The sequence below is a fragment of the Granulicatella elegans genome, from assembly GCF_020735385.1.
In the GTDB taxonomy this organism is placed as follows: Bacteria; Bacillota; Bacilli; order Lactobacillales; family Aerococcaceae; genus Granulicatella; species Granulicatella elegans_B.
Map to the genome: position 1 here is coordinate 1,467,455 of NZ_CP085953.1, position 21,011 is coordinate 1,488,465.

The 21,011-nt window shown below is 31.0% G+C and carries 22 protein-coding genes and 2 pseudogenes; all 24 read left to right on the forward strand.

Annotated elements, in window-relative coordinates:
- Positions 1-10: 10 nt before the first annotated feature.
- The 24 genes and pseudogenes from LK443_RS07275 (at position 11) to LK443_RS07390 (ending at position 20,981) form a co-directional block, all read left to right on the forward strand.
- A complete protein-coding gene (locus LK443_RS07275) occupies positions 11-1,285 on the forward strand; it encodes an MFS transporter (protein WP_227931272.1) in 1,275 nt (424 codons plus the stop codon).
- 2 nt (positions 1,286-1,287) lie between these two features.
- Entirely contained in the window at positions 1,288-1,881 is a 594-nt protein-coding gene (gene yihA, locus LK443_RS07280) for a ribosome biogenesis GTP-binding protein YihA/YsxC (protein ID WP_227932470.1), read from the forward strand.
- Positions 1,882-1,886: 5 nt separating this feature from the next.
- Positions 1,887-2,312: a GNAT family N-acetyltransferase gene (locus tag LK443_RS07285; protein ID WP_227931273.1), complete on the forward strand. Its 426-nt coding sequence runs from the start codon at positions 1,887-1,889 to the stop codon at positions 2,310-2,312.
- 62 nt (positions 2,313-2,374) lie between these two features.
- Positions 2,375-2,677 carry a HesB/YadR/YfhF family protein gene (locus LK443_RS07290; protein ID WP_227931274.1) on the forward strand — a complete coding sequence of 101 codons (303 nt, stop codon included), beginning with the start codon at positions 2,375-2,377 and terminating at the stop codon, positions 2,675-2,677.
- A 147-nt stretch (positions 2,678-2,824) separates the two neighbouring features.
- The gene (gene tgt, locus LK443_RS07295; RefSeq protein WP_227931275.1) at positions 2,825-3,970 is read left to right on the forward strand and encodes a tRNA guanosine(34) transglycosylase Tgt; all 1,146 of its coding nucleotides are present in this window, start codon (positions 2,825-2,827) and stop codon (positions 3,968-3,970) included.
- Between the two features lie 56 nt (positions 3,971-4,026).
- Positions 4,027-4,326, forward strand: coding sequence for a preprotein translocase subunit YajC (gene yajC / locus LK443_RS07300; RefSeq protein WP_227931276.1), 300 nt, complete (start codon positions 4,027-4,029; stop codon positions 4,324-4,326).
- Positions 4,327-4,341: 15 nt separating this feature from the next.
- Positions 4,342-4,626, forward strand: coding sequence for a post-transcriptional regulator (locus LK443_RS07305; RefSeq protein WP_227931277.1), 285 nt, complete (start codon positions 4,342-4,344; stop codon positions 4,624-4,626).
- Positions 4,627-4,982: 356 nt separating this feature from the next.
- Entirely contained in the window at positions 4,983-5,207 is a 225-nt protein-coding gene (locus LK443_RS07310) for a hypothetical protein (RefSeq protein WP_227932471.1), read from the forward strand.
- A 36-nt stretch (positions 5,208-5,243) separates the two neighbouring features.
- Positions 5,244-5,837, forward strand: coding sequence for an ATP-binding cassette domain-containing protein (locus LK443_RS07315; RefSeq protein WP_227931278.1), 594 nt, complete (start codon positions 5,244-5,246; stop codon positions 5,835-5,837).
- Positions 5,834-7,015 carry an ABC-2 transporter family protein gene (locus LK443_RS07320; RefSeq protein WP_227931279.1) on the forward strand — a complete coding sequence of 394 codons (1,182 nt, stop codon included), beginning with the start codon at positions 5,834-5,836 and terminating at the stop codon, positions 7,013-7,015. Before LK443_RS07315 ends, LK443_RS07320 begins: the two co-directional genes overlap by 4 nt.
- 263 nt (positions 7,016-7,278) lie before the next feature.
- Positions 7,279-9,405 carry a heavy metal translocating P-type ATPase gene (locus tag LK443_RS07330; RefSeq protein ID WP_265416414.1) on the forward strand — a complete coding sequence of 709 codons (2,127 nt, stop codon included), beginning with the start codon at positions 7,279-7,281 and terminating at the stop codon, positions 9,403-9,405.
- 41 nt (positions 9,406-9,446) lie between these two features.
- Positions 9,447-9,836: pseudogene (locus LK443_RS07335) on the forward strand (MarR family transcriptional regulator); the annotation flags it as partial.
- 3 nt (positions 9,837-9,839) lie between these two features.
- A pseudogene (locus LK443_RS09545) lies at positions 9,840-10,022 on the forward strand (hypothetical protein); the annotation flags it as partial.
- A gap of 101 nt (positions 10,023-10,123) precedes the next feature.
- Entirely contained in the window at positions 10,124-11,224 is a 1,101-nt protein-coding gene (locus LK443_RS07340; RefSeq protein WP_227931280.1) for a 3D domain-containing protein, read from the forward strand.
- Positions 11,225-11,381: 157 nt separating this feature from the next.
- Positions 11,382-12,158, forward strand: a complete 777-nt coding sequence (locus tag LK443_RS07345) for a class I SAM-dependent methyltransferase (protein WP_227931281.1) — start codon at positions 11,382-11,384, stop codon at positions 12,156-12,158.
- Entirely contained in the window at positions 12,158-12,889 is a 732-nt protein-coding gene (locus LK443_RS07350) for a class I SAM-dependent methyltransferase (protein ID WP_227931282.1), read from the forward strand. Before LK443_RS07345 ends, LK443_RS07350 begins: the two co-directional genes overlap by 1 nt.
- A 13-nt stretch (positions 12,890-12,902) precedes the next feature.
- Positions 12,903-13,838: an ABC transporter permease gene (locus tag LK443_RS07355; RefSeq protein ID WP_227931283.1), complete on the forward strand. Its 936-nt coding sequence runs from the start codon at positions 12,903-12,905 to the stop codon at positions 13,836-13,838.
- A complete protein-coding gene (locus LK443_RS07360) occupies positions 13,835-14,620 on the forward strand; it encodes an ABC transporter permease (protein WP_227931284.1) in 786 nt (261 codons plus the stop codon). The genes LK443_RS07355 and LK443_RS07360 overlap by 4 nt, the downstream gene beginning before the upstream one ends.
- Positions 14,620-16,134 (forward strand): ABC transporter substrate-binding protein, encoded by a 1,515-nt coding sequence (locus LK443_RS07365; RefSeq protein ID WP_227931285.1) that lies wholly within the window; start codon positions 14,620-14,622, stop codon positions 16,132-16,134. Before LK443_RS07360 ends, LK443_RS07365 begins: the two co-directional genes overlap by 1 nt.
- A complete protein-coding gene (locus LK443_RS07370; RefSeq protein WP_227931286.1) occupies positions 16,134-17,561 on the forward strand; it encodes an ABC transporter ATP-binding protein in 1,428 nt (475 codons plus the stop codon). Before LK443_RS07365 ends, LK443_RS07370 begins: the two co-directional genes overlap by 1 nt.
- Positions 17,562-17,720: 159 nt before the next feature.
- The gene (locus LK443_RS07375) at positions 17,721-19,160 is read left to right on the forward strand and encodes a hypothetical protein (RefSeq protein ID WP_227931287.1); all 1,440 of its coding nucleotides are present in this window, start codon (positions 17,721-17,723) and stop codon (positions 19,158-19,160) included.
- A gap of 9 nt (positions 19,161-19,169) precedes the next feature.
- Positions 19,170-20,162, forward strand: coding sequence for a glycosyltransferase family 2 protein (locus LK443_RS07380; protein WP_227931288.1), 993 nt, complete (start codon positions 19,170-19,172; stop codon positions 20,160-20,162).
- Between the two features lie 212 nt (positions 20,163-20,374).
- Entirely contained in the window at positions 20,375-20,542 is a 168-nt protein-coding gene (locus tag LK443_RS07385; protein ID WP_227931289.1) for a hypothetical protein, read from the forward strand.
- A 187-nt stretch (positions 20,543-20,729) separates the two neighbouring features.
- Positions 20,730-20,981, forward strand: coding sequence for a hypothetical protein (locus tag LK443_RS07390; RefSeq protein WP_227931290.1), 252 nt, complete (start codon positions 20,730-20,732; stop codon positions 20,979-20,981).
- Positions 20,982-21,011 lie beyond the last annotated feature (30 nt).

Sequence of the window (21,011 nt, forward strand, 5' to 3'; positions counted from 1 at the left end):
GAGGAGTTTTATGTCTGCAATTCGTAAGTTTTTTGCAAGTCGATATACGAAAGAAGAATTTTCGTGGATTTTACAAGATTGGGCTAATTCAGTGTATTCATTAATGATTACTACCGCTATTTTTCCAATTTTCTTTAAAACAGTAACAACTAATGCAGGAGTAACTGCTGCTAATTCAACCGCTTATTTAAGTTATGCAAACTCAATTGCTACATTTGTCGTTGCAGTGATGGCACCAGTATTAGGAGCACTAGCAGACTATCGAGGATACCGAAATCCTATGTTCACCATTTCAACGATGGTAGGGGTATTTTCTGTATTAGGAATGATGTTTGCTGGTAGTGATCAGTGGATGTTTTTATTAATTTTATATACTATTTCTGCTATTGGATTTTCTGCATCGAATATATTTTATGATAGTTCGATTATGGACGTAACTACGTACGAAAGAATGGACAGAATTTCTGCTGCAGGATTTGGATATGGTTATATCGGCAGTGTTATTCCATTTGTAGTATTTATGATAATTATGCAATTTTCTCAATTGCCTGGAGATGTCATTGTTAAAATCGGATTTTTCATTACTGCTGTTTGGTGGTTTGTTTTTACCATTCCATTTTGGAAACATGTAAAACAAAAACACTTTATGGAACATGATAAACATCCTGTTTATGACAGTTTTTCACGATTATTTACAACGATTAAACATATTCGTGAACATAAACATGTGTTTTTATTCTTAATTTCTTATTTCTTCTATATTGATGGAATTGGAACAATTATTAAAATGGCAACAGCCGTCGGTAGTGATGTGGGATTAGATGGAAATAGTTTGATTGTAATATTACTAATTGTACAAATTGTAGCATTCCCATTCAGTATTATTTATGGTTATCTAGCAAAGAAAATTGGATCGAAAAACACTGTCTTTTTAGGAATTGCTACTTATGTGATTATTTGTATTTTAGCAACAGGATTAAAAACTTATACGGATTTCTTATTATTAGCCATTTGTATCGGTACAGCTCAAGGTGGGGTACAATCGATTAGTCGTTCTATTTTTGGACAAATTATACCGGCAAATCGTGCGAATGAATTTTTTGGATTTTATAATATTTTTGGAAAATTCTCATCTATTTTAGGAACAACATTATTAGGAATCACAGCCCAAATGACGGGTAATTCATTACATGGAGTCTTTTCTCTTATTCTTCTATTCTTAATTGGAGGAGGATTATTATTCTTTGTTAAAATCAATCCTCAAACAACAGAGGAAGGAGCATAATGATGAAAGTGACAAATGCTGAATTTACGATTAGTGCGGTGGGTCCTAATCAATATCCAACGGATCAAAAAGTGGAAATTGCTTTATCGGGTCGTTCAAATGTTGGAAAATCATCTTTTATTAATCGTTTAATTCAACGAAAAAGTTTAGCTAGAACTTCTAGTAAACCAGGTAAAACTCAGACATTAAACTTTTATCATATTAATGACTTATTTTACTTTGTCGATGTTCCTGGTTATGGATACGCAAAAGTTTCTAAAAAAGAACGCGAAAAATGGGGAAAAATGATTGAGGAGTACATTACAACTCGTGAAAATCTTGAACTCGTTTTAATCCTCGTTGATTTCCGTCATGAACCTAGTACAGAAGATGTTCAAATGCGTGAGTTTTTAGAGTATTATGAAATTCCTTATCGAATTATTATGACGAAGTGTGACAAAATACCTCGTGGTAAATGGAATAAACATGTGAGTCAAATTCGAAAAGCTTTTGGGAAACCATCGGAAGAATTATTTTTAACATTTTCTTCGGAAACAGGAGAAGGGGTGGAAAAAGCTTGGGAATGGATTGAATCAATCGTATTAGATGAGGAGTGAATAGGTTGATTGGCTATAAGATAAATGATGCAGTTTCTTTTGAAGAACTATTTCCATTATATGAAGCAGTAGGATGGACGAATTATACGTCTAATCCAATCATGCTTCAAAATGCGTTAGAACATAGTTTATTGTTATTTTCTGCAAGAGATGAAGAAGGAAAGTTAATTGGATTTTTAAGAGCAGTAGGAGATGGGTATTCGATTGTTTATATCCAAGATATTATAGTATTGCCTGAGTATCAAAGACAGGGAATTGGTACACAATTACTTCGTCAAACACTGGAGTATTTTAATGAGGTGTATCAGATTATTTTAACAACGGATAGTGAATTAAAAACAATCGCATTTTACGAAGCTAATGGATTTACAGCTTTGTCTCAATATGGGTGTACTTCTTTTATGGCTAATCCATTATTGCAAGCAAAGTAAAAGCAAGATTTTAGAAATTATGGTAAACTATCATCAAGAAATGAAGTTAAAGGATGGGACGTATGAAATTAACAATTGATGAAAAATCACAATTATGGTTTGAAGAAGAAATGGGAGTTTCTAAAGAACGAGGTGTTCGTTTTTTAGGAAAAGTTTATGGTTGTAGTCCAATTCATGAAGGCTTTTCTTTAGCTGTAGAAGTTGATGCACCAAATAATCCATTTGTTAGTGTCGAAAAAAATGGGATTACCTATTTTGTTGAAACAGGTGATGAATGGTTTTTCCAAGGACATGATTTAGATGTTGTCTTTGATGAAAAATTAAAAGAACCATCCTATAGTTATCGTGCCATTCAAACTGCATAATGAAAAATTTAACTTCAAAAGTTAGAAACTTTATCTGACTTTTGAAGTTTTTTCGATTATTTGCTCAAAATCTTATAAAATATTGGACAAATAGAGCATAGTAAGATACAGTTATATAGTTGAATGTACAAAGAAAGGAATGTAGCAATGACACAACCAGCTGTAACTTATCGCTTAATAAAAACAGAAAAACATACAGGTGCTCGTCTTGGAGAAATTATTACACCACATGGAACTTTTCCAACTCCAATGTTTATGCCTGTAGGTACATTAGCAACTGTAAAATCAATGTCTCCTGAAGAATTAGATGAAATGGGAGCAAATATTATTTTAAGTAACACTTACCACTTATGGTTACGTCCAGGTGCGGATATTGTAGATGAAGCAGGAAAACTACACAATTTTATGAATTGGAAAAAAGGAATTTTAACAGATTCTGGTGGTTTTCAAGTATTCTCTTTAAGTGATATGAGAAGAATTGAAGAAGAGGGCGTACATTTTAGAAACCATTTAAATGGGTCAAAATTATTCTTGTCTCCAGAAATTTCAATTGATGTTCAAAATAAACTTGGAGCGGATATTATTATGAGTTTTGATGAATGTCCAGATTTCCATCATACTCATGATTATGTGAAAAATTCCATTGCTCGTACGACAAGATGGGCAGAACGTGGATTGAAAGCTCATAAATCTCCAGAAACTCAAGCTTTATTTGGAATTTTACAAGGGGCAGGATACAAAGATTTACGAATGGATCATGCTAAGGATATGATTTCACTTGATTTTCCAGGGTATTCTATTGGTGGATTATCTGTAGGGGAAACAAAGCAAGAAATGAATGAAGTACTAGACTATGTGACACCACTGATTCCATCTCATAAACCACGTTATTTAATGGGAGTAGGTTCTCCTGACTCATTAATTGATGGAGTGATCCGTGGAGTTGATATGTTTGACTGTGTACTTCCAACACGTATTGCAAGAAATGGTACTTGTATGACGAGTGCCGGACGTCTTGTTGTGAAAAATGCGAAATATGAACGTGATTTCCGTCCAATCGATGAAAAATGTAATTGCTACACATGTCGCAATTACTCTCGTGCCTATATTCGTCATTTATTTAAAGCAGATGAAACATTTGGCTTACGTTTAACAAGTTACCATAATTTATACTTCTTATTAAACTTAATGAAACAAGTTCGACAAGCCATTATGGATGATAATTTATTAGAATTTAGAGAAGCATTTTTCGAAGAATATGGATTTAATAAAGAAAATGCTCGTAATTTCTAGTATTCTTTGGAAAAATTTGATACAGTAGTAATACATTAAATGAAGGAGTGTTAAAAATGAATCAATTAGCATTAATGTTACTTTATATTGTAGCTTTAGGAGGAGCTTGGTGGTTTTTTGGTCGTAAAAATCGAGAGCGTACTAAAAAAATACAAGAGCAAATGAATGCTTTGAAAGCAGGTGACCACATTGTTACGATTGGTGGTTTACATGGAGTTGTTCATTATATTGATACGGATGCACAAACTGTTGAAATCGATTGTGAAGGTGTTTATTTAACTTTTGAACGTCGTGCGATTCATCATGTTGTTCCAACTGTAGGCGATAGTGGTTTAGCTGTTGCTGATGCAGAATAGTGTTTTTGTGTTGGTATGATGAATAAGCAAGAGGAATTATTGGAACAGTTTCGTCCTTGGTTAAGTTATAAAATTATTGAATTTATAACTCAGGGATATGAATCGATTTCTAGTTATGATATTGCCACTTATTTTGTGACGTATCGCTGGAAGAAGCAGAAGCCTGAAAATTTGTTTGAACAAATTTATCAGTTGAATCAATTAACGATTAATGATTATTTTGATTATGAATCGATTATGGCTCAAACTTCAACGGAAATGACATTGGATACGATTGATTTGAGTGATTTGTTAGATTAGGAAATTTTAATCGTGAAACGTAACAACACTGTAATATGGTTGTTACGTTTTTCTTGGTTTTGTAGTTTAATGAAGTAAAAAGATCCCTAAGTATAGATTTAACATTGTTTTGGTAAACTTAGAAAAATGCAAACTTTTTAATTAAGAAGTGATAAAATTGAAATAAGAACATTTCGGTTAAATTATTAGAATTTGTTATAGAGTTTTTATTTTTTTAATTTTTTCTTAATAATTTTATTGCAAAAAAATAAATAATATGTTATATTGTAAGTGCTTTCGAAAGTGGTTGTATAAATTATAAAAATGAGGTGTATACAATGAAAAAAATATTAAAAGTAGTATTATTAACTACACTATTGTTTATCGGTCTTTTACAATCAAGAGCTTCTGCTGTTTCAGTTATTAAAAGTTATCGTTATGATTGGAATACGTACTTGAAATATAGCGGTAATTACCATAATTATCAGGAGATTGACATTCCTTCTTGGTCTTATTATGAAAGTTATGATGAGTATCCTGTTGGTGGCGATTGGAATTATGTTCGATACGAAGTGCTTAACCACTATTCTGGTGGATATTAAATGATAAGTTAGTTTTTATAGGAAGGAGAGTTTTATATGATTACACTTAGTAATGTTACCATAAAAACACGACAAACCATTATCGAAAATATTGATTTTACTTTTAATAAGGGAAAGGTTTATGGGATTGTTGCTATAAATGGGTCTGGAAAAACAACATTGTTTCGTGCTATAAGTCAGTTAATACCAGTAAATAGTGGAAATATAACAACTCTTTCTTCCTTTTTTTATTATGAAAATATAGAATGGTTCGATTTGAATTTAAGTGGAATTGACTATTTAAATTATATAAAAAATATCTGGAAATCAACTCAAAGTTTAAATGATGAAATAGATTTCTGGGAAATGAATGATTTTATTTATCTTCCAATTCGTAAATATTCATTAGGAATGAAACAACGATTATTAATTGCAATGTATTTTATTAGTCAAGCAGAATGTTGGCTAATGGATGAAATAACAAATGGATTAGATGAATATTTTCGTACTAAATTTTTTAACAGAATCGATAAATTAAATAGGGAAAATCACCTCATTATTTTAACTTCTCACTATAAAGAGGATTTAAGTAAAGTTTGTGATAAGCTTTTAACGATTGAAAATGGTGAAATTAAAGAGGGACAACTATGAAACAATTATTTATATTTTTATTTAAAAAAATTTTAAAAAGTCGTTTAAACATAGCAATTATTATCTTATTAACAATATGTCTTAGTGTTTCTTTTTATTTCAATAGTCAAACAGCACAACATCTTACCTTAGAAAATCGCTTAGAAACACATATTACAGAGAATGAAAAAGCAATCCAAAAAAATGAAGAAAAATTATCTACACTGAACGACACTTTATCTGACGAATATCAGTTTGCAAAAAATAATTTAGAATTACAAAAAGAACTATTGAAACAAAGAAATCAAATTCTTTCGTTATTAGAACAACAAAATTGGAAAGAAGCTTATTTCTTACAATGGAAAAACGAAGAAAGAAATTATGAAATTGTTTCGAAACAAGATTACAGTAGTACTGAGTTAAAAGTGGCTATTAATCTAGAAAAGGAAGTCTATAAATCCTTGTACCCACTTAACATAAAAGCTCATAACTTAGATTTTCCAACTTATGGTATTGATCAAATTGTATGGGTATCAAGTGCGATAATTCCAACATTATTTTTAATTTCAATTATTTTCTTAATAACTCAGTTGTTTACAGATAGGTATAAAGATGGTTTAGATACATCAATATTACTCCCTTTTTCAAGAGTGAAGTATGCGATTTGTACGCTTGGAGTAGGATTGAGTTATGTAAGTTTATTATATATCGGGCTTTGTATTTTTTCTTTATTATCAGGTATTTTTAACAATGGTTTTGGCAGGTTGGATTATCCATATCCAATATTAGATGTTGTAAGTCAGAATGTGTCTATTGTTAAAATACAAGATATATTATTCCATAGTTTAATGTTAAATTTTTTAACGTTTATTGTGATTGTTGAAGTTGTTTATTTAGTTAGTTTATTTTTAAAACAAAAAACAGTTTCCTTATTTATTTCATTAATTCTGATTGTTGGGTTAATTTTTGGAACAAATGCCATTCAACCTCTTCAAAAATATGCACATATTATTCCATTTACATATATACGTGCAGTTGACATATTATCTGGAAGATTTCCAATAAGGATTCAAAATGTTAATTTGAATGGGGATTTTGGGATAATGATTCTTCCTTTATTCATAGTCATCTTGTTTATTTTAATTATATTTTTTGAAAAATTTGATACTATGTCTGTAAAGAAATTATGGAACAAATAATTGAGTATAAAACGTAACAACACTGTAATACGGTTGTTACGTTTTTTTATATCAAATTTGTATATAGGATAAGTTATCGTTTGTTGCACTTGACTTGACAATTCACGGAATATTTTTATTTACTTGACTTATGATATAATAGCAGACGGATGCCAGCAAACCCGCGGTTTCATGATCTGCTATTATAATAAGTCATTTATTTTTTTATTGACATATGAATAAATATTCATGTATAATCAATTTAGTAAGAAAGGGAGTGGAGTATGAAACATCAATTTAAAGCTTTAGAAGAATTTATGGAAGTTTTTAAACTAAAATATCATCAATTATTGAATGGAAGAGCAACTGAAGAATCACATCATCATGAAGAACGCTCTGATGAACTGGAAGAACAGCACAGTCATCATCACACTCATGAACACGGGAAACATCACCACCATCATGAACATCACCAAGATGCCCATTGCCATCATAATCATGATTCTCATGAACATCATTCTCATACTCATTGTGGAAGTTGTTCTGGTCACCATCATCATGAAATTTCTTGGCAACGTTGGGTTCTTGCTATTGGAATGTTTATAGGAGCATTGATTTTAGAAAGAAGTGTAGGATGGATTGCGAATGCTTTATTCCTTTTAACGATTGCTTTTATTGGGAAAGAAATCATTGCTGAAGGCATTATGGATACAATACAGGAGACTAAACAATTTAAACAGTTTCGTCCAAATGTTCATTTACTGATGACACTTGCTGCTCTTGGAGCAATTTTTATTGGAAAATTTGAAGAAGCAGCAATGCTAATTGTTATTTTTACGATTGCTCATTCACTTGAAGAATATGTAGAAAAGAAAAGTCGTAAAGATATGACTCAATTATTACAATTGCAACCAAAAGTTGCATTAAAACAAATGAGTCATGGACATTTTGAGGAAGTGGATGCATCTTCTTTAGAAATTGGAGATATTATTCAAGTATTGAATGGAAGTCAAATTTCAGCAGATGGAATGATTATTGAAGGAATGTCTTCTGTTAATCAAGCTTCTGTAACTGGTGAATCTATTCCAGTTGAAAAAGAAGTAGGGAATGAAGTATTTGCTGGAACTTTAAATCTGACACAAACATTGCTGGTTAAGGTTACTAAAAAACAACAAGATAGTGTACTTGGAAAGATTATTACTTTAGTGCAAGAAGCCGGTCAATCATTAACTCGTACGGGAAGTTTTTTAAAGAAATGGGAACCAGTCTATGTCACAATCGTATTGGCTTTATTCCCTGTTGTATTAGCGATCGGAATTCTATTTTTAAACTGGGATTTCTTAACAGCTTTTTATCGTGGAATGGTTTATTTAATTGCCGTATCTCCATGTGCACTAGCCGCTAGTGCAACACCGGTAACAGTAGCTGCTATTTCAACTTTATCTAGAAAAGGAATCTTTATTAAATCTGGAGCTTCTTTAGAAAAAATGTCTGAAGTTGAAGCGATTGCTTTTGATAAAACTGGTACACTTACAAATGGAACACCGAAAGTTGTGTCCAAAGTAATGGATAAAGATCGTGAATTTGAATTATATTCCATTCTTGTATCGATGGAGAGAAAAGTAAATCATCCATTAGCCTTTGCAATCGTAGAATCTGGATTAGCTTATCCTACTTATTCATTATCTGTTATACCAAAAGTAGGAATTGGATTAGAAGCAACTTATAGAAATCGCACGTATCGTGTTGGAAAACCTTCTAGTTTCGCTACATTAGGAAAATATGCAGAAATTGTTGAACAGTGGATGAATGAAGGGAAAACCGTTGTAGTTTTGAGTGAAGACCATTTAGTAGTTGGAGCAGTAGCGCTATTAGATACTCCAAAAGAAAAAGCAAAACAAGTGATTGATTATTTCAAACAAGAAAATATTCAAACGATGCTTTTAACGGGAGATTCTATTCAAACGGCTGAGGCAATTGCTAACGAATTAGAAGTGGATGAAGTTAGAGCCAATGTATTACCAGAAGAAAAAGCAAATACTCTAAAAGAGTGGACCATGAAATATCCGACAATTGCAATGGTAGGAGATGGTATTAATGATGCACCAGCATTAGTGAGTGCAGAAGTTGGGATTGCAATGGGAAAAGGAACTGATGTTGCAATGGAATCAAGTGATATTGTATTAATGACTAGTCAATTAGATTCTTTAAAAACATTACATAAAGTTTCAAAATTAATGATGACCGTTACAAAGCAAAACTTACTTTTTTCACTATTTATTGTAATTTTATTAGTGATTTTAAATTTTCTAGGATGGAGTGATCTAACTCTTGGAGTCATTCTTCACGAAGGAAGTACAGTAGTAGTGCTATTACATGCATTAAGGTTAATTTTTACGCCAATTGAATAATCATGAAAATGTTTGATATTCAAACTAATTAGTAGAAAGGAATGGAAACAACTCTAGAGAAAATTAATGAGTATTTGGTAGACGTCCTTAATCAAATGCTTGATATTGAAGAATCTTCATTGGCGCAAAGTCAATTTAAAGATTTATCCATTAAAGAAATGCATGCCATTGAAGCAATTGGTATGTACCATGAACATACAACAACAGAAGTTGCCAATACATTAAATGTAACGGTTGGGACGCTAACAGTAGCAGTTAATGTACTAGTGAAGAAAGGATATGTTGTACGCTTAAAAGAGATTTCAGTTACAGTTATTGGAATGCAAAAAGGTCATACGTTACAAGAAAATATCGAGCGAAATTTTGGGCAAGTTCATCCAGAAGGATTTGCTTCGATTTTGTGGAAAGATAGTAAAAAAGCTGAACAAGCAAGTGAATTAATGAAGTTTACAAGTAAGAAATTAATGAAAGAAGGAATTGTCGATAAAATTATTTTAGAGAAAAACCGTTCGTTAAAAAATAGCGACAGAACTTCAAACTACTTTATTGGTATCTTTAAAAGAATGGCGTACCAAATCAAAAGAGGAACTAGTAAGCCAACGCTTAGAAAAATTTAGAAAATACTAATCGTGAAACGTAACAACACTGTAATATGGTTGTTACGTTTTTTTTATATAGAATTTGTATAATGAAGAATACTATGAGAAAAGTGTGGTGAATGGATCTGGATAAGCGATTAAGAAAAAATATTGTCATTACGGGAGTAGTAGGTCTATTATTGACACATTCTCCTATATCCATACATGCACAAGAAATCTCTCAAGAATCCATTCTTCAATTAGAGCAAGAGCTTTCTCAAAAATTAAATTTTGCTAATGAGAAATATCGTCAAGTTGCAACATTAAAGAACGATTTAAAGGAGTTAGCATCCAATCAAGCGTTATTAGAACAACAAATTAATCAACAACAAGAAAAATTAGTGGAGAAAGAATCAGTTGTGAAACAACGTTTATTAGCATTGCAGTCAAGTGGTATTGTTTATCAACGGTTTATTCAACTGGTTCAGGCAGCGAGTATTTCTGATTTTTTCCATCGCTTTTTTACGATTCAAGAGTTATTCAAAGCAGATATTTTAACAATACGAAACTATAAACAAGAAGTTCATTCATTAGTCATTTCAAAACAAGAATTAAAAGAGAATGAAGATAGTTTATTAAAAAAACAGCAAGATTTACAAACAGAATCTACTTTATATGAAGAAAGTATTCAAGTTTTAAAACAAAATCTTTCTACTAATAAAGAAGCATTGTTAGCAATTCGTGAAAAAGTAAAACAGTCGAGTGAAAATGAAGAACCAACCACTCATCACTCTCCTAGTGAAAGTAAAAAAGAAGAAAAGGTTAAAGAGTCTTCTATTGAAAATTCTAAAGAAACCACTTCAGCAACAGGTAAGAAATCTCTTGAAAATCAACAGCTAAACCAATCTTCTTCAAAGAGTAAAACAGTAACTAGTGAAACAAATTCTAGTTCTGTTGGAAAAGAATTTGTTGCAGAAGCAACAGCCTATTCTTATAAACAACCTGGGCTAAATAATTATACAGCAATGGGCATTGATTTAAGACAAAATCCTAATGTCATTGCAGTAGATCCCACTCAAATTCCATTAGGAACTTTAGTGGAAGTTCCAGGGTATGGAATTGCGATTGCTGGAGATACAGGTGCAGATATTAAAGGAAATCGAATTGATTTACATTATCCTGAAGTACAGCAAGCAATGGATTTTGGAAGAAAAAAGATTACGATAAAAGTGATGAATTAAGAAGAATTTCAGATTAAATCTGGAATTCTTTTTTGTTAACATAAGTTTTATAAAAAAATATTTTTTAAATGTGATGATTTGTTAACATTAAACCGAAAACTCTTTGATAAACTTGTAACTGAATTTATAAAAGTAAGATGAAAAGGGAGTAACAAATGTGAACCTGTTAGAAGAAATACAAAACTATTGGAATCATCGATATACAGGATATTCCAAAGTGAATCAAAAAGAATTAGAAGGAATTCAAAGAAAAAGATGGAAAGAAGAATTGAAGCGATTGTTACCAGCTAATCCAAATCTTAAAGTATTAGATATAGGGACAGGCCCCGGTTTTTTTTCAATTATTTTAGAAGAATTAGGTTATACAACTATAACAGGTATTGATGTTTCCGATAAAATGCTAGAAGTTGCCAAAGAGAATATTCAAAAATATGGCAAAGAACATTCAAGTATACAACTCATTCAAATGGATGCACAAAAGCTAGAGTTTAAACCAGAAAGTTTTGATATCATTGTAAGCCGAAATTTAACTTGGAATTTAGAAAAACCACAACAAGCTTATTCAGAATGGTTAAGAGTCTTGAAACCAAATGGAAGATTATTTATTTTTGATGCTAATTGGTATGCGTTTCTTCAAAATGAATCATTAGAAAAAGAGTTTGAAGAAAAACGTAAAAAAGCTATTGAAGAGAAGTTAGAAGATTATTGGCAAGGTGAAGGTGTTAATGAGGAAAAAATGAATTGGATTGTTGAGCAATTACCTTTGACGTATCAACAAAGACCGCAATGGGATAGGAATTATTTTTTGTCACAGAAAGGTATTTCAGTAGAAACAGAAGAAAACTTTGGAGATTTGGTGTGGGATTATGAAGAACAATTAAATTATGGTGCAACACCAATGTTTTGTATCAAAGTCGTAAAGGAGGATGTGTAATGACACCAGAACAAACGATACAAGAACGTGTTAAAAATTATTGGACAAATCGAAGCTCTTCTTTTCTTGAACAACGAATAAGAGAATTTCATAGTCCATTAAAAGATCGATGGATTACCGAATTTAAAAAATATTTACCACAAGAAAAATCATTAAAAATTTTAGATATTGGTTGTGGAACAGGATTCTTTACAGGCATTTTAAGTCAATTAGGTCATGAAGTAATAGGGATTGATTTAACAAAGGAAATGATACATTCAGCTACTGTTTTTGCTAAACAAGAAAAGTTTGATGCGCAATTTTTAGTCATGGATGCTCAAAATTTAGGATTTGCTGATGCAAGCTTTGATATTGTTATTGCAAGAAATGTCACTTGGACATTGCCAGATGTTCCAAAAGCTTATCGTGAATGGCTTCGAGTATTAAAAAAAGGTGGATTACTCATAAATATTGATGGAAATTATGGTGCTTCGAGCATGACAGATACGAGTCATTTACCACAGCATCATGCTCATCATCATTTAAGCAAAGATACTTTAACAGAATGCGAAATGATTCAAAGAAGCTTATCCATTTCTAGTGAAGTACGACCTCAATGGGATGTGCACTATTTATTAAATCAAGAAGTGGAATCTTTGCAAATTGATCGATCAATTAGCCAAAGGATTTATCTAGAAAAAGATGAATTTTATAATCCAACACCTTTATTCTTACTATGTGCTAAAAAGTAAGGAGTGGAAGTAAATGATTAAAGTAATGAAAAGACTTTTAACCATATGTATACTTTTTGTTGGCATTTCATTTTTTGTGTTTTTACTCATTCATATAGCACCTAGTGATCCAGCATCTGTAAAAATGTCAGCTGGAACAGGGAGAGTTTCCACAGAGGCTCTTGCACTCATGCGTGAGGAAATGGGACTCAATCAACCTTTACTAGTACAATATGGAAATTGGCTTTTTAAATTTCTTCAAGGAGATTTTGGGAAGAGTTTAATGTCAGATATACAAACAGAGAAATTAATGATTCCAGCAGTTATGAATACGATTCAATTAGCAGTGATAACATTAATGGTTTCACTAGGAATCTCAATTCCTTTGTCTATATTTTTTGTACGATGTCAAAACCGGATTGTAAAATCACTCTTGCAATTGATTCTATTTTTCAAAATGTCATTGCCATCTTTCGTGATTGGTTATTTTTTAATGTATGTATTTAGTGTTCAATTAAAATGGGTTCCATTACTAGCAAAACAAGGTGGTATTGGTTTAATCTTACCGATTATTACGATTGTTATTCCAGTGAGTGCAAAATTTATTCAACAATTTTCAGCGTTGTTAGAACAAGAATTGCAACAGGAATATGTTAAAGTGCTTTATTACCGTGGAATGGAAGAGTCAAAAATCTTTCAACGTCATTTAATGAAAAATATATTTCCTACAATGGTGACGATTATTTTACTATCGTTTGGTTCTTTAATGGCGGGTGTCGTTGTAGTTGAAACCATTTTTTATTGGCCAGGAATTGGGAAGTTATTAATGGATAGCATTAGTTCGAGAGATTATCCACTCGTACAAATGATTGTTGTATGTATAAGTTTTTTTTATTTATTGCTCACTCAAGTATCTGATGGATTACAAAATAGAACAGATACTCGTATTAAAGGTGGTGAGTGGCCATGATAAATAAGAAAAAATGGAGAATTGAAATTATTATTTTAGTAGTTGTATTACTATTGTGTAGTACATTATGTTTAAATTACGAAACAATGAATGCCAATGATTTGTTAAATCCACCAAATTCTCGTCATTGGTTTGGTACGGATGATTTTGGTCGTGATGTTTTTATTCGAGTGATTGTAGGAGCTAGATATTCGATTGGAGCTTCTCTGTTTATTGTTGGATTATCTTATTTAGGGGGAATGCTTTTAGGAGGACTAGCGGGAGTATTTGGTGGATGGATCGACAGAATCATAACAAATATGGTAGATATTTTATTAGCCATTCCTAGTTTACTCATTGCCATTACGGTAGCTGGAGTATTAGGGGGAGGGTTAAGAAATGGCGTCATTGCTCTTGTCATTAGTTATTTGCCGTATTATGCCAAATTAACAAGAGGAGAAATTCGTAATATTAAAGTTCGAGAATATGTCACCGTAATGTATATGCAAGGAGCTCCATTATGGTATCGGATGATTATAATTTTAAAAAATATCCAACTACCATTAGTGACGTATATGATGGTCAATATTTCGAGTACTATCTTAAGTTTAGCAACTTTATCTTTTTTAGGGATAGGTGTAAAAGTTCCTCAACCAGAATGGGGAGCAATGCTAAATGAAGGAAGATTATCGTTTGAACAAGCACCATGGTTAATGATTGCACCAGGACTTGCAATTACGATAACGATTATTATATTTAACGGAATTCACAATTGGATTCAACAGAAGAAAGGGAGAAAATGATGAAATTAAAAAATATGTTATTAACCATTGCAGCAGCAGTATTAGTGGGATGTGCACCTGTACAGCCAACCTCTCAACAACAAGAAAGTTCGCAAAATTCAACGTTTAAAATTGGATATTCTCAATTTACTGCAGGAATTGACCCCGCAAAAGATTGGGAAGGTTGGTATACGATTCGGTTTGGGATTGGTGAAACATTATTCCGTTTAACAAAGGATTTTGATGTAGAACCATGGTTAGCATCCTCTTATAAGATGATTGATGATCAAACATGGGAAATTCATTTAAAAGAAAACCTTACATTTTCAAATGGAAATCCTGTGACTAGTGATGCGGTTATTGCTAGCCTTCAAAGAGTAGGAGAAAACCATAAGTCAGGTAAAATTTTTAAAACAGCTACTTATACAGTACAGGATGCATTAACGTTTACAGTAAAAACTGAAAAAACAAGTCCTCAATTTATTCATGAATTAGTGGATGCAAAAACAGCTATTGTAGATGTAACTAGCACGGACAAAATAATAGGAACTGGTCCTTATGAAGTGACAGAGTTCAAACCAAATGATTCCATTTCATTAACGGCTTCGACTCATTATTGGGATGGCAATGCTTCGATTAAGGAAGTTCATTATCAATTAATTCCAGACCAAAAAACATTGGAATTAGCGATTAAATCAAAAGAGGTAGATGGTGGATTAGATTTAAATGATGATGTTGCTGATTCATTAATGAAAGATTCTTCTGTTCAAGTATATAATCAACCAAGTACGAGAACGTACCATTTAGAATTGAATAAAGCAAGATTACAAGATAAAAAAGTTCGTCAAGCGATTTTACATGCGATTAATAAACAAGAATTGACACAAGACTTCTTAAAAGGTCATGTCACTCCTGCAGACGGTGCCTTTTTAGATTCTAGTATTTATTCAAGTGGTACATTTGCTAATAAACAATACCAACCAGAATTGACGACAAAATTATTAGCAGAAGCTGGCTATAAAACTAAAAATGCAGATGGTATTTTAGTGAATGCTCAAAATGAGCCATTACAAATTGTTCTAAAAACTTATAAGAGATTAGCCAATAAAAAAATTGCTACAGCTTTGCAACAACAATTCAAACAAGTGGGGATTGATTTGAAAATTGATATTCGAGAAAAAGTCGACGGATTAAATCAATTAGATTATGACATTGCATTAGCTTCAGCATTAACATTGCCAACGGGAGATCCTCATTATTTCCTAAATGCAACTTTATCTAGTGAAGGGGCTTTGAATTATGTGAAAAATTCAGATTCATGGTTAGATGAAAAAATTTCTAACTTAGCTCATGAAGTAGATACCGATAAAATTCGTAGTGAAGTGGCAGAAATTCAAGATTATGCAAGAGATGAAGCAGTGGTTGATTATATTGGATTTGTTAACTTACATGGGGCAATGAACAATTATATTCATCATTTTGAACTTTCTCCATCTGATTTTTATCATATTACGAATAAATTGGTAAAAGACTAATGGGAAAAACAGTTTTTGACGTTAAACAATTAAATGCTTCATATGGAAAAGAACTAGTCCTTAAAAATTTAGACTTTTCAATTGCAGAAGGCGAAGTTATTGGGATTATTGGTGAGTCTGGAATTGGAAAATCGACTTTTTTAGAATGTATTCTTGGAAATATTCATCAAAAAGTAATAATGAATGCGACTGAAATGAAGCTTTTAGAAGAAAACTGGTTGAATTTAGAAAGTAAAAAAAGAAGAGAATATTTGAGGCAAGATATTGGCATTATTTTTCAAAATGGACAACATAGTTTGGACCCGTTATTTACAATTGGTCAACAGTTGGAAGAATTAATGGTACAATCAGAACCACAAAAAATAATCGAAACTCTGAAAATGCTTCAATTAGAAGAAAAGGTGTTGCACTTATATCCTCACGAATTATCTGGAGGAATGTTGCAAAGAGTTATGATTGCAATGGCTTTTATCAATCAGCCGAAATTAATTATTGCTGATGAACCCTTTAGTGCATTAGACGCTCCTTTGCAAATGGAAATGATGAAACTAATCGTTACTGTTGCTAAGCATCATAAAGTAGCAACCATTATGGTGACACATCAACAAGAATTAGCCTATCAATTTTGTACGAAAGTGTTGACTTTAGAAGAGGGACATTTTGTAGAAAAAGAGGAAGCACTACAAGAAAGAATTCCATTTGTTCGAGGCACTGCTGTCGAAAAAGAAGTATTTTTCCAATTGAAAAATGTATCCAATCATTATCAAAGTAATGATGCGATTCTTCAAAGCATTACGGTCGATATTCCAAAATACAAAGTAACCGGAATAATGGGTCATTCAGGAGCTGGAAAGACAACTCTTGCAAAGATTTTATCAGGCTTTATTCCATACGAAGGCAAAATTGAGATTGAAGGAAAAGAATTAGGAGAATTATTGATTCATGAAAAACAAAGTTATTACAGAAAAGTTCAATATTTATTCCAAAATAGCTTGTTATCTTTTAATCCGAATCAAACGATTTTGAAAAGCTTGGAAGAACCGTTAAGATTTATGCGAAAAATAAAATGTCGTCTGGAACGAATTCGAATGATACAGGAATTATTTACAAGCCTAGAGTTAGAATTCGATTGGTTAGAAAAATATCCTCATCAATTATCTGGAGGACAATGTCAAAGATGTGTGATTGCAAGAGCTGTTTTAGCGCAACCTGAGTGCTTGATTTGTGATGAAATAACAAGTTCACTAGATGATGCGAATCAAGAAAAGGTTATAAAAGTGTTACAAAAAATTCAAGAAGAAACAAATATGACGATACTTTTTATTAGTCATAATCAGTCGTTAATTGAATCGTTTTGCTCGAATGTTATTGTGTTAACAAAAGGGCGAGTGATGGATAGTTTTGATTTAGAAAAAATATCTGAATGAAAATTAAAAAAGATTTTAAAATAGAATATATTATTTGAGAATCCTTTACTAATAAAATGGTAGGGATTTTCATTTTACAAAATATTAAAGATATTCGACGAATTTTATTAGATTATGATATAATACTTGTACATTATGATACATTTAGGGGGATGTTCATTGAAATTTAAAAAGGATTTTTTCATTGGTAATTTTGTATCCTTTGTTTTAATGATAATAGTTTGGTTATCAATGACGACAAGTGTTCGAAAAGGTTTAGCACTTTATGATGCAAGTATATTTGAATATTTTGGATATGCGATGAATCATGGTCAAGTAATGTATACTAATTTATTTGATCATAAAGGACCATTTATTTTTATTTTTAATGCTTTAGGCTACTTTATCGCAGGACCATTAGGGATAAAAGCATTATATTTATTGTGTATATATTTATTTTTTTATTGGTCTTATCGTATCTCACGATTATTTTCGGATAAAACCATTTCTATATTGGTTAATGTTATTGTGTTTATTATTTTTGAAAAGTATTTTGAAGGTGGATGGGGATTAGAAGGTTATATTTTACCTTGTATCAGTTATTCTTTATATGTATTTTTAAACTATTCATTAACTTGTAAAATTAAACCAATGGAAGTTGTACTAAATGGTTTATTTTTCTCTATTGTATTTTTTACAAAAGCTAATATGGTAGGAATGTGGTTATTTTTTACTTTATACATTACTGTAAATTTAGTCTATCAAAAAAAGTATAAAGACTTAATTCAATTAATAGGATTATTTTTAAGTGGAATTCTTCTAATTCTTGTGCCATTATTTTTATATTTAATGATGAATGGTGCATTAACTGATATGTTTTATCAGTCGTTTATTGTAAATATGATTTATTCGAAACAACCGAGTGAGTATTCGTTAAAAGAAGTAATCGAATGGTATTTATTTCAAACCAATTATCTACAAATTAACTTATTCATTGTATTATCTAGCCTACTAGCATTAAAAAAATATCATTGGAAAGTCATTGCTTATAATCTATTAGTGATTTTTTGTATTGTGGTTGCATTAGTTTCAAAGAGAACATATTTCCATTATTTATTAGTGTTGATTCCATTATATGTACCTTATATTAGTATTTTTATGGAGCATTTTAACAGTTATTTATCAAAATATGGAATTGTGATATTACTAATTGGAATGTGTATCATTTATTATCATCCTTTAAAGGAAATAAAAGATAATATTTCACATCGTTATCAAGACTTGTCTGTTAATGAGAGAGAAGTAGCTAACTATATTCGTACTCATACATATAATGACGATAGAATTTATTCCCATAGAATGAATGGAATTATTTATTTAGAAAGTGATCGATTAGCTAGTACAAAATTTTTCTTTATTCCATCGTTAAAGGATGAAACACCTTTAATTGATGATTTTAAAAATTCTATCCTAAATAATCCACCGAAATATATTGTTTTTGATTCAAGATGGGATTATCGTAGATTAACAGATGAATTTATTAAAGAATATATAAAAGAATACTATGATTTTGAAAAAGAAATTGAAAGTATGAGTATTTATAAATTTAAAAATAATTAAGGAGTTTCAATGAAGAAAAAGCCAATCTTATATATAGTTATTCCATGTTTTAATGAAGAAAAAGTTTTACCTTTTACCAATGTGAGTTTTAAAGATAAAATTCAAGAATTGGTAGAAAAAGAAATCATTTCTCAACAATCAAGAGTGATGTATGTGAATGATGGAAGTACTGATGATACGTGGAATTTAATAGAAGAATATTTAAATAATGAGTTCGTTGTTGGAATTAGCCAAAGTAGAAATCGTGGACACCAAAGTAGTGTTTTAGCAGGACTATTCGAGGCTAAAACATTTGCAGACGTAGTTATTACCATTGATGCCGATGGACAAGATGATATTCATTGTGTAAATAAAATGCTAGAAGCTTATGAAAAAGGTTCTGAAATTGTATATGGAGTAAGAGAAAATAGAGAAACAGATACATTTTTTAAAAGATTTACAGCGGAAAGTTTTTATCGTTTAATGAGCTTTTTTGGTGCTGAAATTATATTTAATCATGCAGATTATCGTTTGATGAGTAAACGATTTATTGAAGAATTAAGTAAATATAAAGAAGTTAACTTATTTTTAAGAGGAATTGTGCCTTTAGTTGGTTTTCAATACTCGATTGTAACTTATAAACGAGAAGAAAGAATCGCAGGAGAGAGTCATTATCCACTTTCTAAAATGGTTAAATTAGCAGTTGATGGTATTACAAGTTTATCTGTAAAGCCTATTCGTATGATTACTATTTTAGGAGTTTGTACATCATTTTTTAGTTTTCTACTAATTGTTTGGGTTCTATGGACTAAATTTACAGGAGAAAGTGTTGCAGGATGGGCTAGTACCTATGCTATTGTTAGCTTATTAGGGGGAGTACAACTCATTAGTTTAGGGGTTATTGGTGAATATATAGGAAAGATTTATTTAGAAACTAAAAACAGACCCAGATATATTATTTCTAAAAGAACATATGAAGAAAACAATAGTAGTGAATACAGAGATGGTTTATTTAATGAATAAAAAATTTATCATCAAAATTTAACATTTCTATTCACATTACTGTTAAGTGCAAATTAAACTGAGCCGAAATATCCTAATTTGTAACATTAATTGGATAGTACCACTTGTTTATGACGGATGACAGCGTCAATGGTTCTCTCAATTGACTGAGAAGCGTTATAAAGAGTATAATATAGATAATTATTATGGTAAATTAAATAGGAGGTTTAGATATGGCTACAATTAGTATTACTCGTGAGATAGTTTTTACTGAAGAAGATTTGAAAAAAATTAAGCAATCAGCTCCAACTAAAAAATTCCTAGATGCTATTAAGAAATCTTCTAAACCAGTTGAAAGACCAAATAGGACAGAAGGCAGATTTGATGCTTACCTCAGATGATTTAGTTATGACCCCATTAAAAGAGTTCTACAAGGATGTCATCTACAATACTATGTGGAAAAAATGGATTGAAGATGGAAGGCTAAATCCATCTAATGAAAAAAGTGTTAATCATTTTAAAGAAGAAACCTAATTAGCTCTTTCTAATCTGGTAATAGAAGAGTTTGATTTTAATGGAAACCAAGATATGCTTGATTATTTTTCTAAATTAGCTATAAAGGATGAGTTGGATAATAAGACACGTTCGTTTATTGTGGAAGCGCCGAATTCTTCTAGTGATTTGCTTGGAGTTTTCTCTCTAACATTGAAAGTTGTTAAAATGGATGACTTATCAAATAGTCAAAAGAAGAAGCTTTTGAGCAGTGGAAAGCGTTCTGCAGCAAAACATATTTCAGAAATTCCAGCTATTCTAATAGCCCAATTCGGAAAAAAACTATAAAGCTGATAAGAGAATCAGTGGTGATGAATT

Coding starts and splice junctions, on each gene's coding strand:
- LK443_RS07275 (WP_227931272.1), top strand. CDS start 11: ATGTCTGCAATTCGTAAGTTTTTTGCAAGTCGATATACGAAAGAAGAA.
- yihA (WP_227932470.1), top strand. CDS start 1,288: ATGAAAGTGACAAATGCTGAATTTACGATTAGTGCGGTGGGTCCTAAT.
- LK443_RS07290 (WP_227931274.1), top strand. CDS start 2,375: ATGAAATTAACAATTGATGAAAAATCACAATTATGGTTTGAAGAAGAA.
- tgt (WP_227931275.1), top strand. CDS start 2,825: ATGACACAACCAGCTGTAACTTATCGCTTAATAAAAACAGAAAAACAT.
- yajC (WP_227931276.1), top strand. CDS start 4,027: ATGAATCAATTAGCATTAATGTTACTTTATATTGTAGCTTTAGGAGGA.
- LK443_RS07305 (WP_227931277.1), top strand. CDS start 4,342: ATGATGAATAAGCAAGAGGAATTATTGGAACAGTTTCGTCCTTGGTTA.
- LK443_RS07315 (WP_227931278.1), top strand. CDS start 5,244: ATGATTACACTTAGTAATGTTACCATAAAAACACGACAAACCATTATC.
- LK443_RS07320 (WP_227931279.1), top strand. CDS start 5,834: ATGAAACAATTATTTATATTTTTATTTAAAAAAATTTTAAAAAGTCGT.
- LK443_RS07330 (WP_265416414.1), top strand. CDS start 7,279: ATGAAACATCAATTTAAAGCTTTAGAAGAATTTATGGAAGTTTTTAAA.
- LK443_RS07340 (WP_227931280.1), top strand. CDS start 10,124: ATGGATCTGGATAAGCGATTAAGAAAAAATATTGTCATTACGGGAGTA.
- LK443_RS07350 (WP_227931282.1), top strand. CDS start 12,158: ATGACACCAGAACAAACGATACAAGAACGTGTTAAAAATTATTGGACA.
- LK443_RS07355 (WP_227931283.1), top strand. CDS start 12,903: ATGATTAAAGTAATGAAAAGACTTTTAACCATATGTATACTTTTTGTT.
- LK443_RS07360 (WP_227931284.1), top strand. CDS start 13,835: ATGATAAATAAGAAAAAATGGAGAATTGAAATTATTATTTTAGTAGTT.
- LK443_RS07365 (WP_227931285.1), top strand. CDS start 14,620: ATGAAATTAAAAAATATGTTATTAACCATTGCAGCAGCAGTATTAGTG.
- LK443_RS07370 (WP_227931286.1), top strand. CDS start 16,134: ATGGGAAAAACAGTTTTTGACGTTAAACAATTAAATGCTTCATATGGA.
- LK443_RS07380 (WP_227931288.1), top strand. CDS start 19,170: ATGAAGAAAAAGCCAATCTTATATATAGTTATTCCATGTTTTAATGAA.
- LK443_RS07385 (WP_227931289.1), top strand. CDS start 20,375: ATGGCTACAATTAGTATTACTCGTGAGATAGTTTTTACTGAAGAAGAT.
- LK443_RS07390 (WP_227931290.1), top strand. CDS start 20,730: ATGCTTGATTATTTTTCTAAATTAGCTATAAAGGATGAGTTGGATAAT.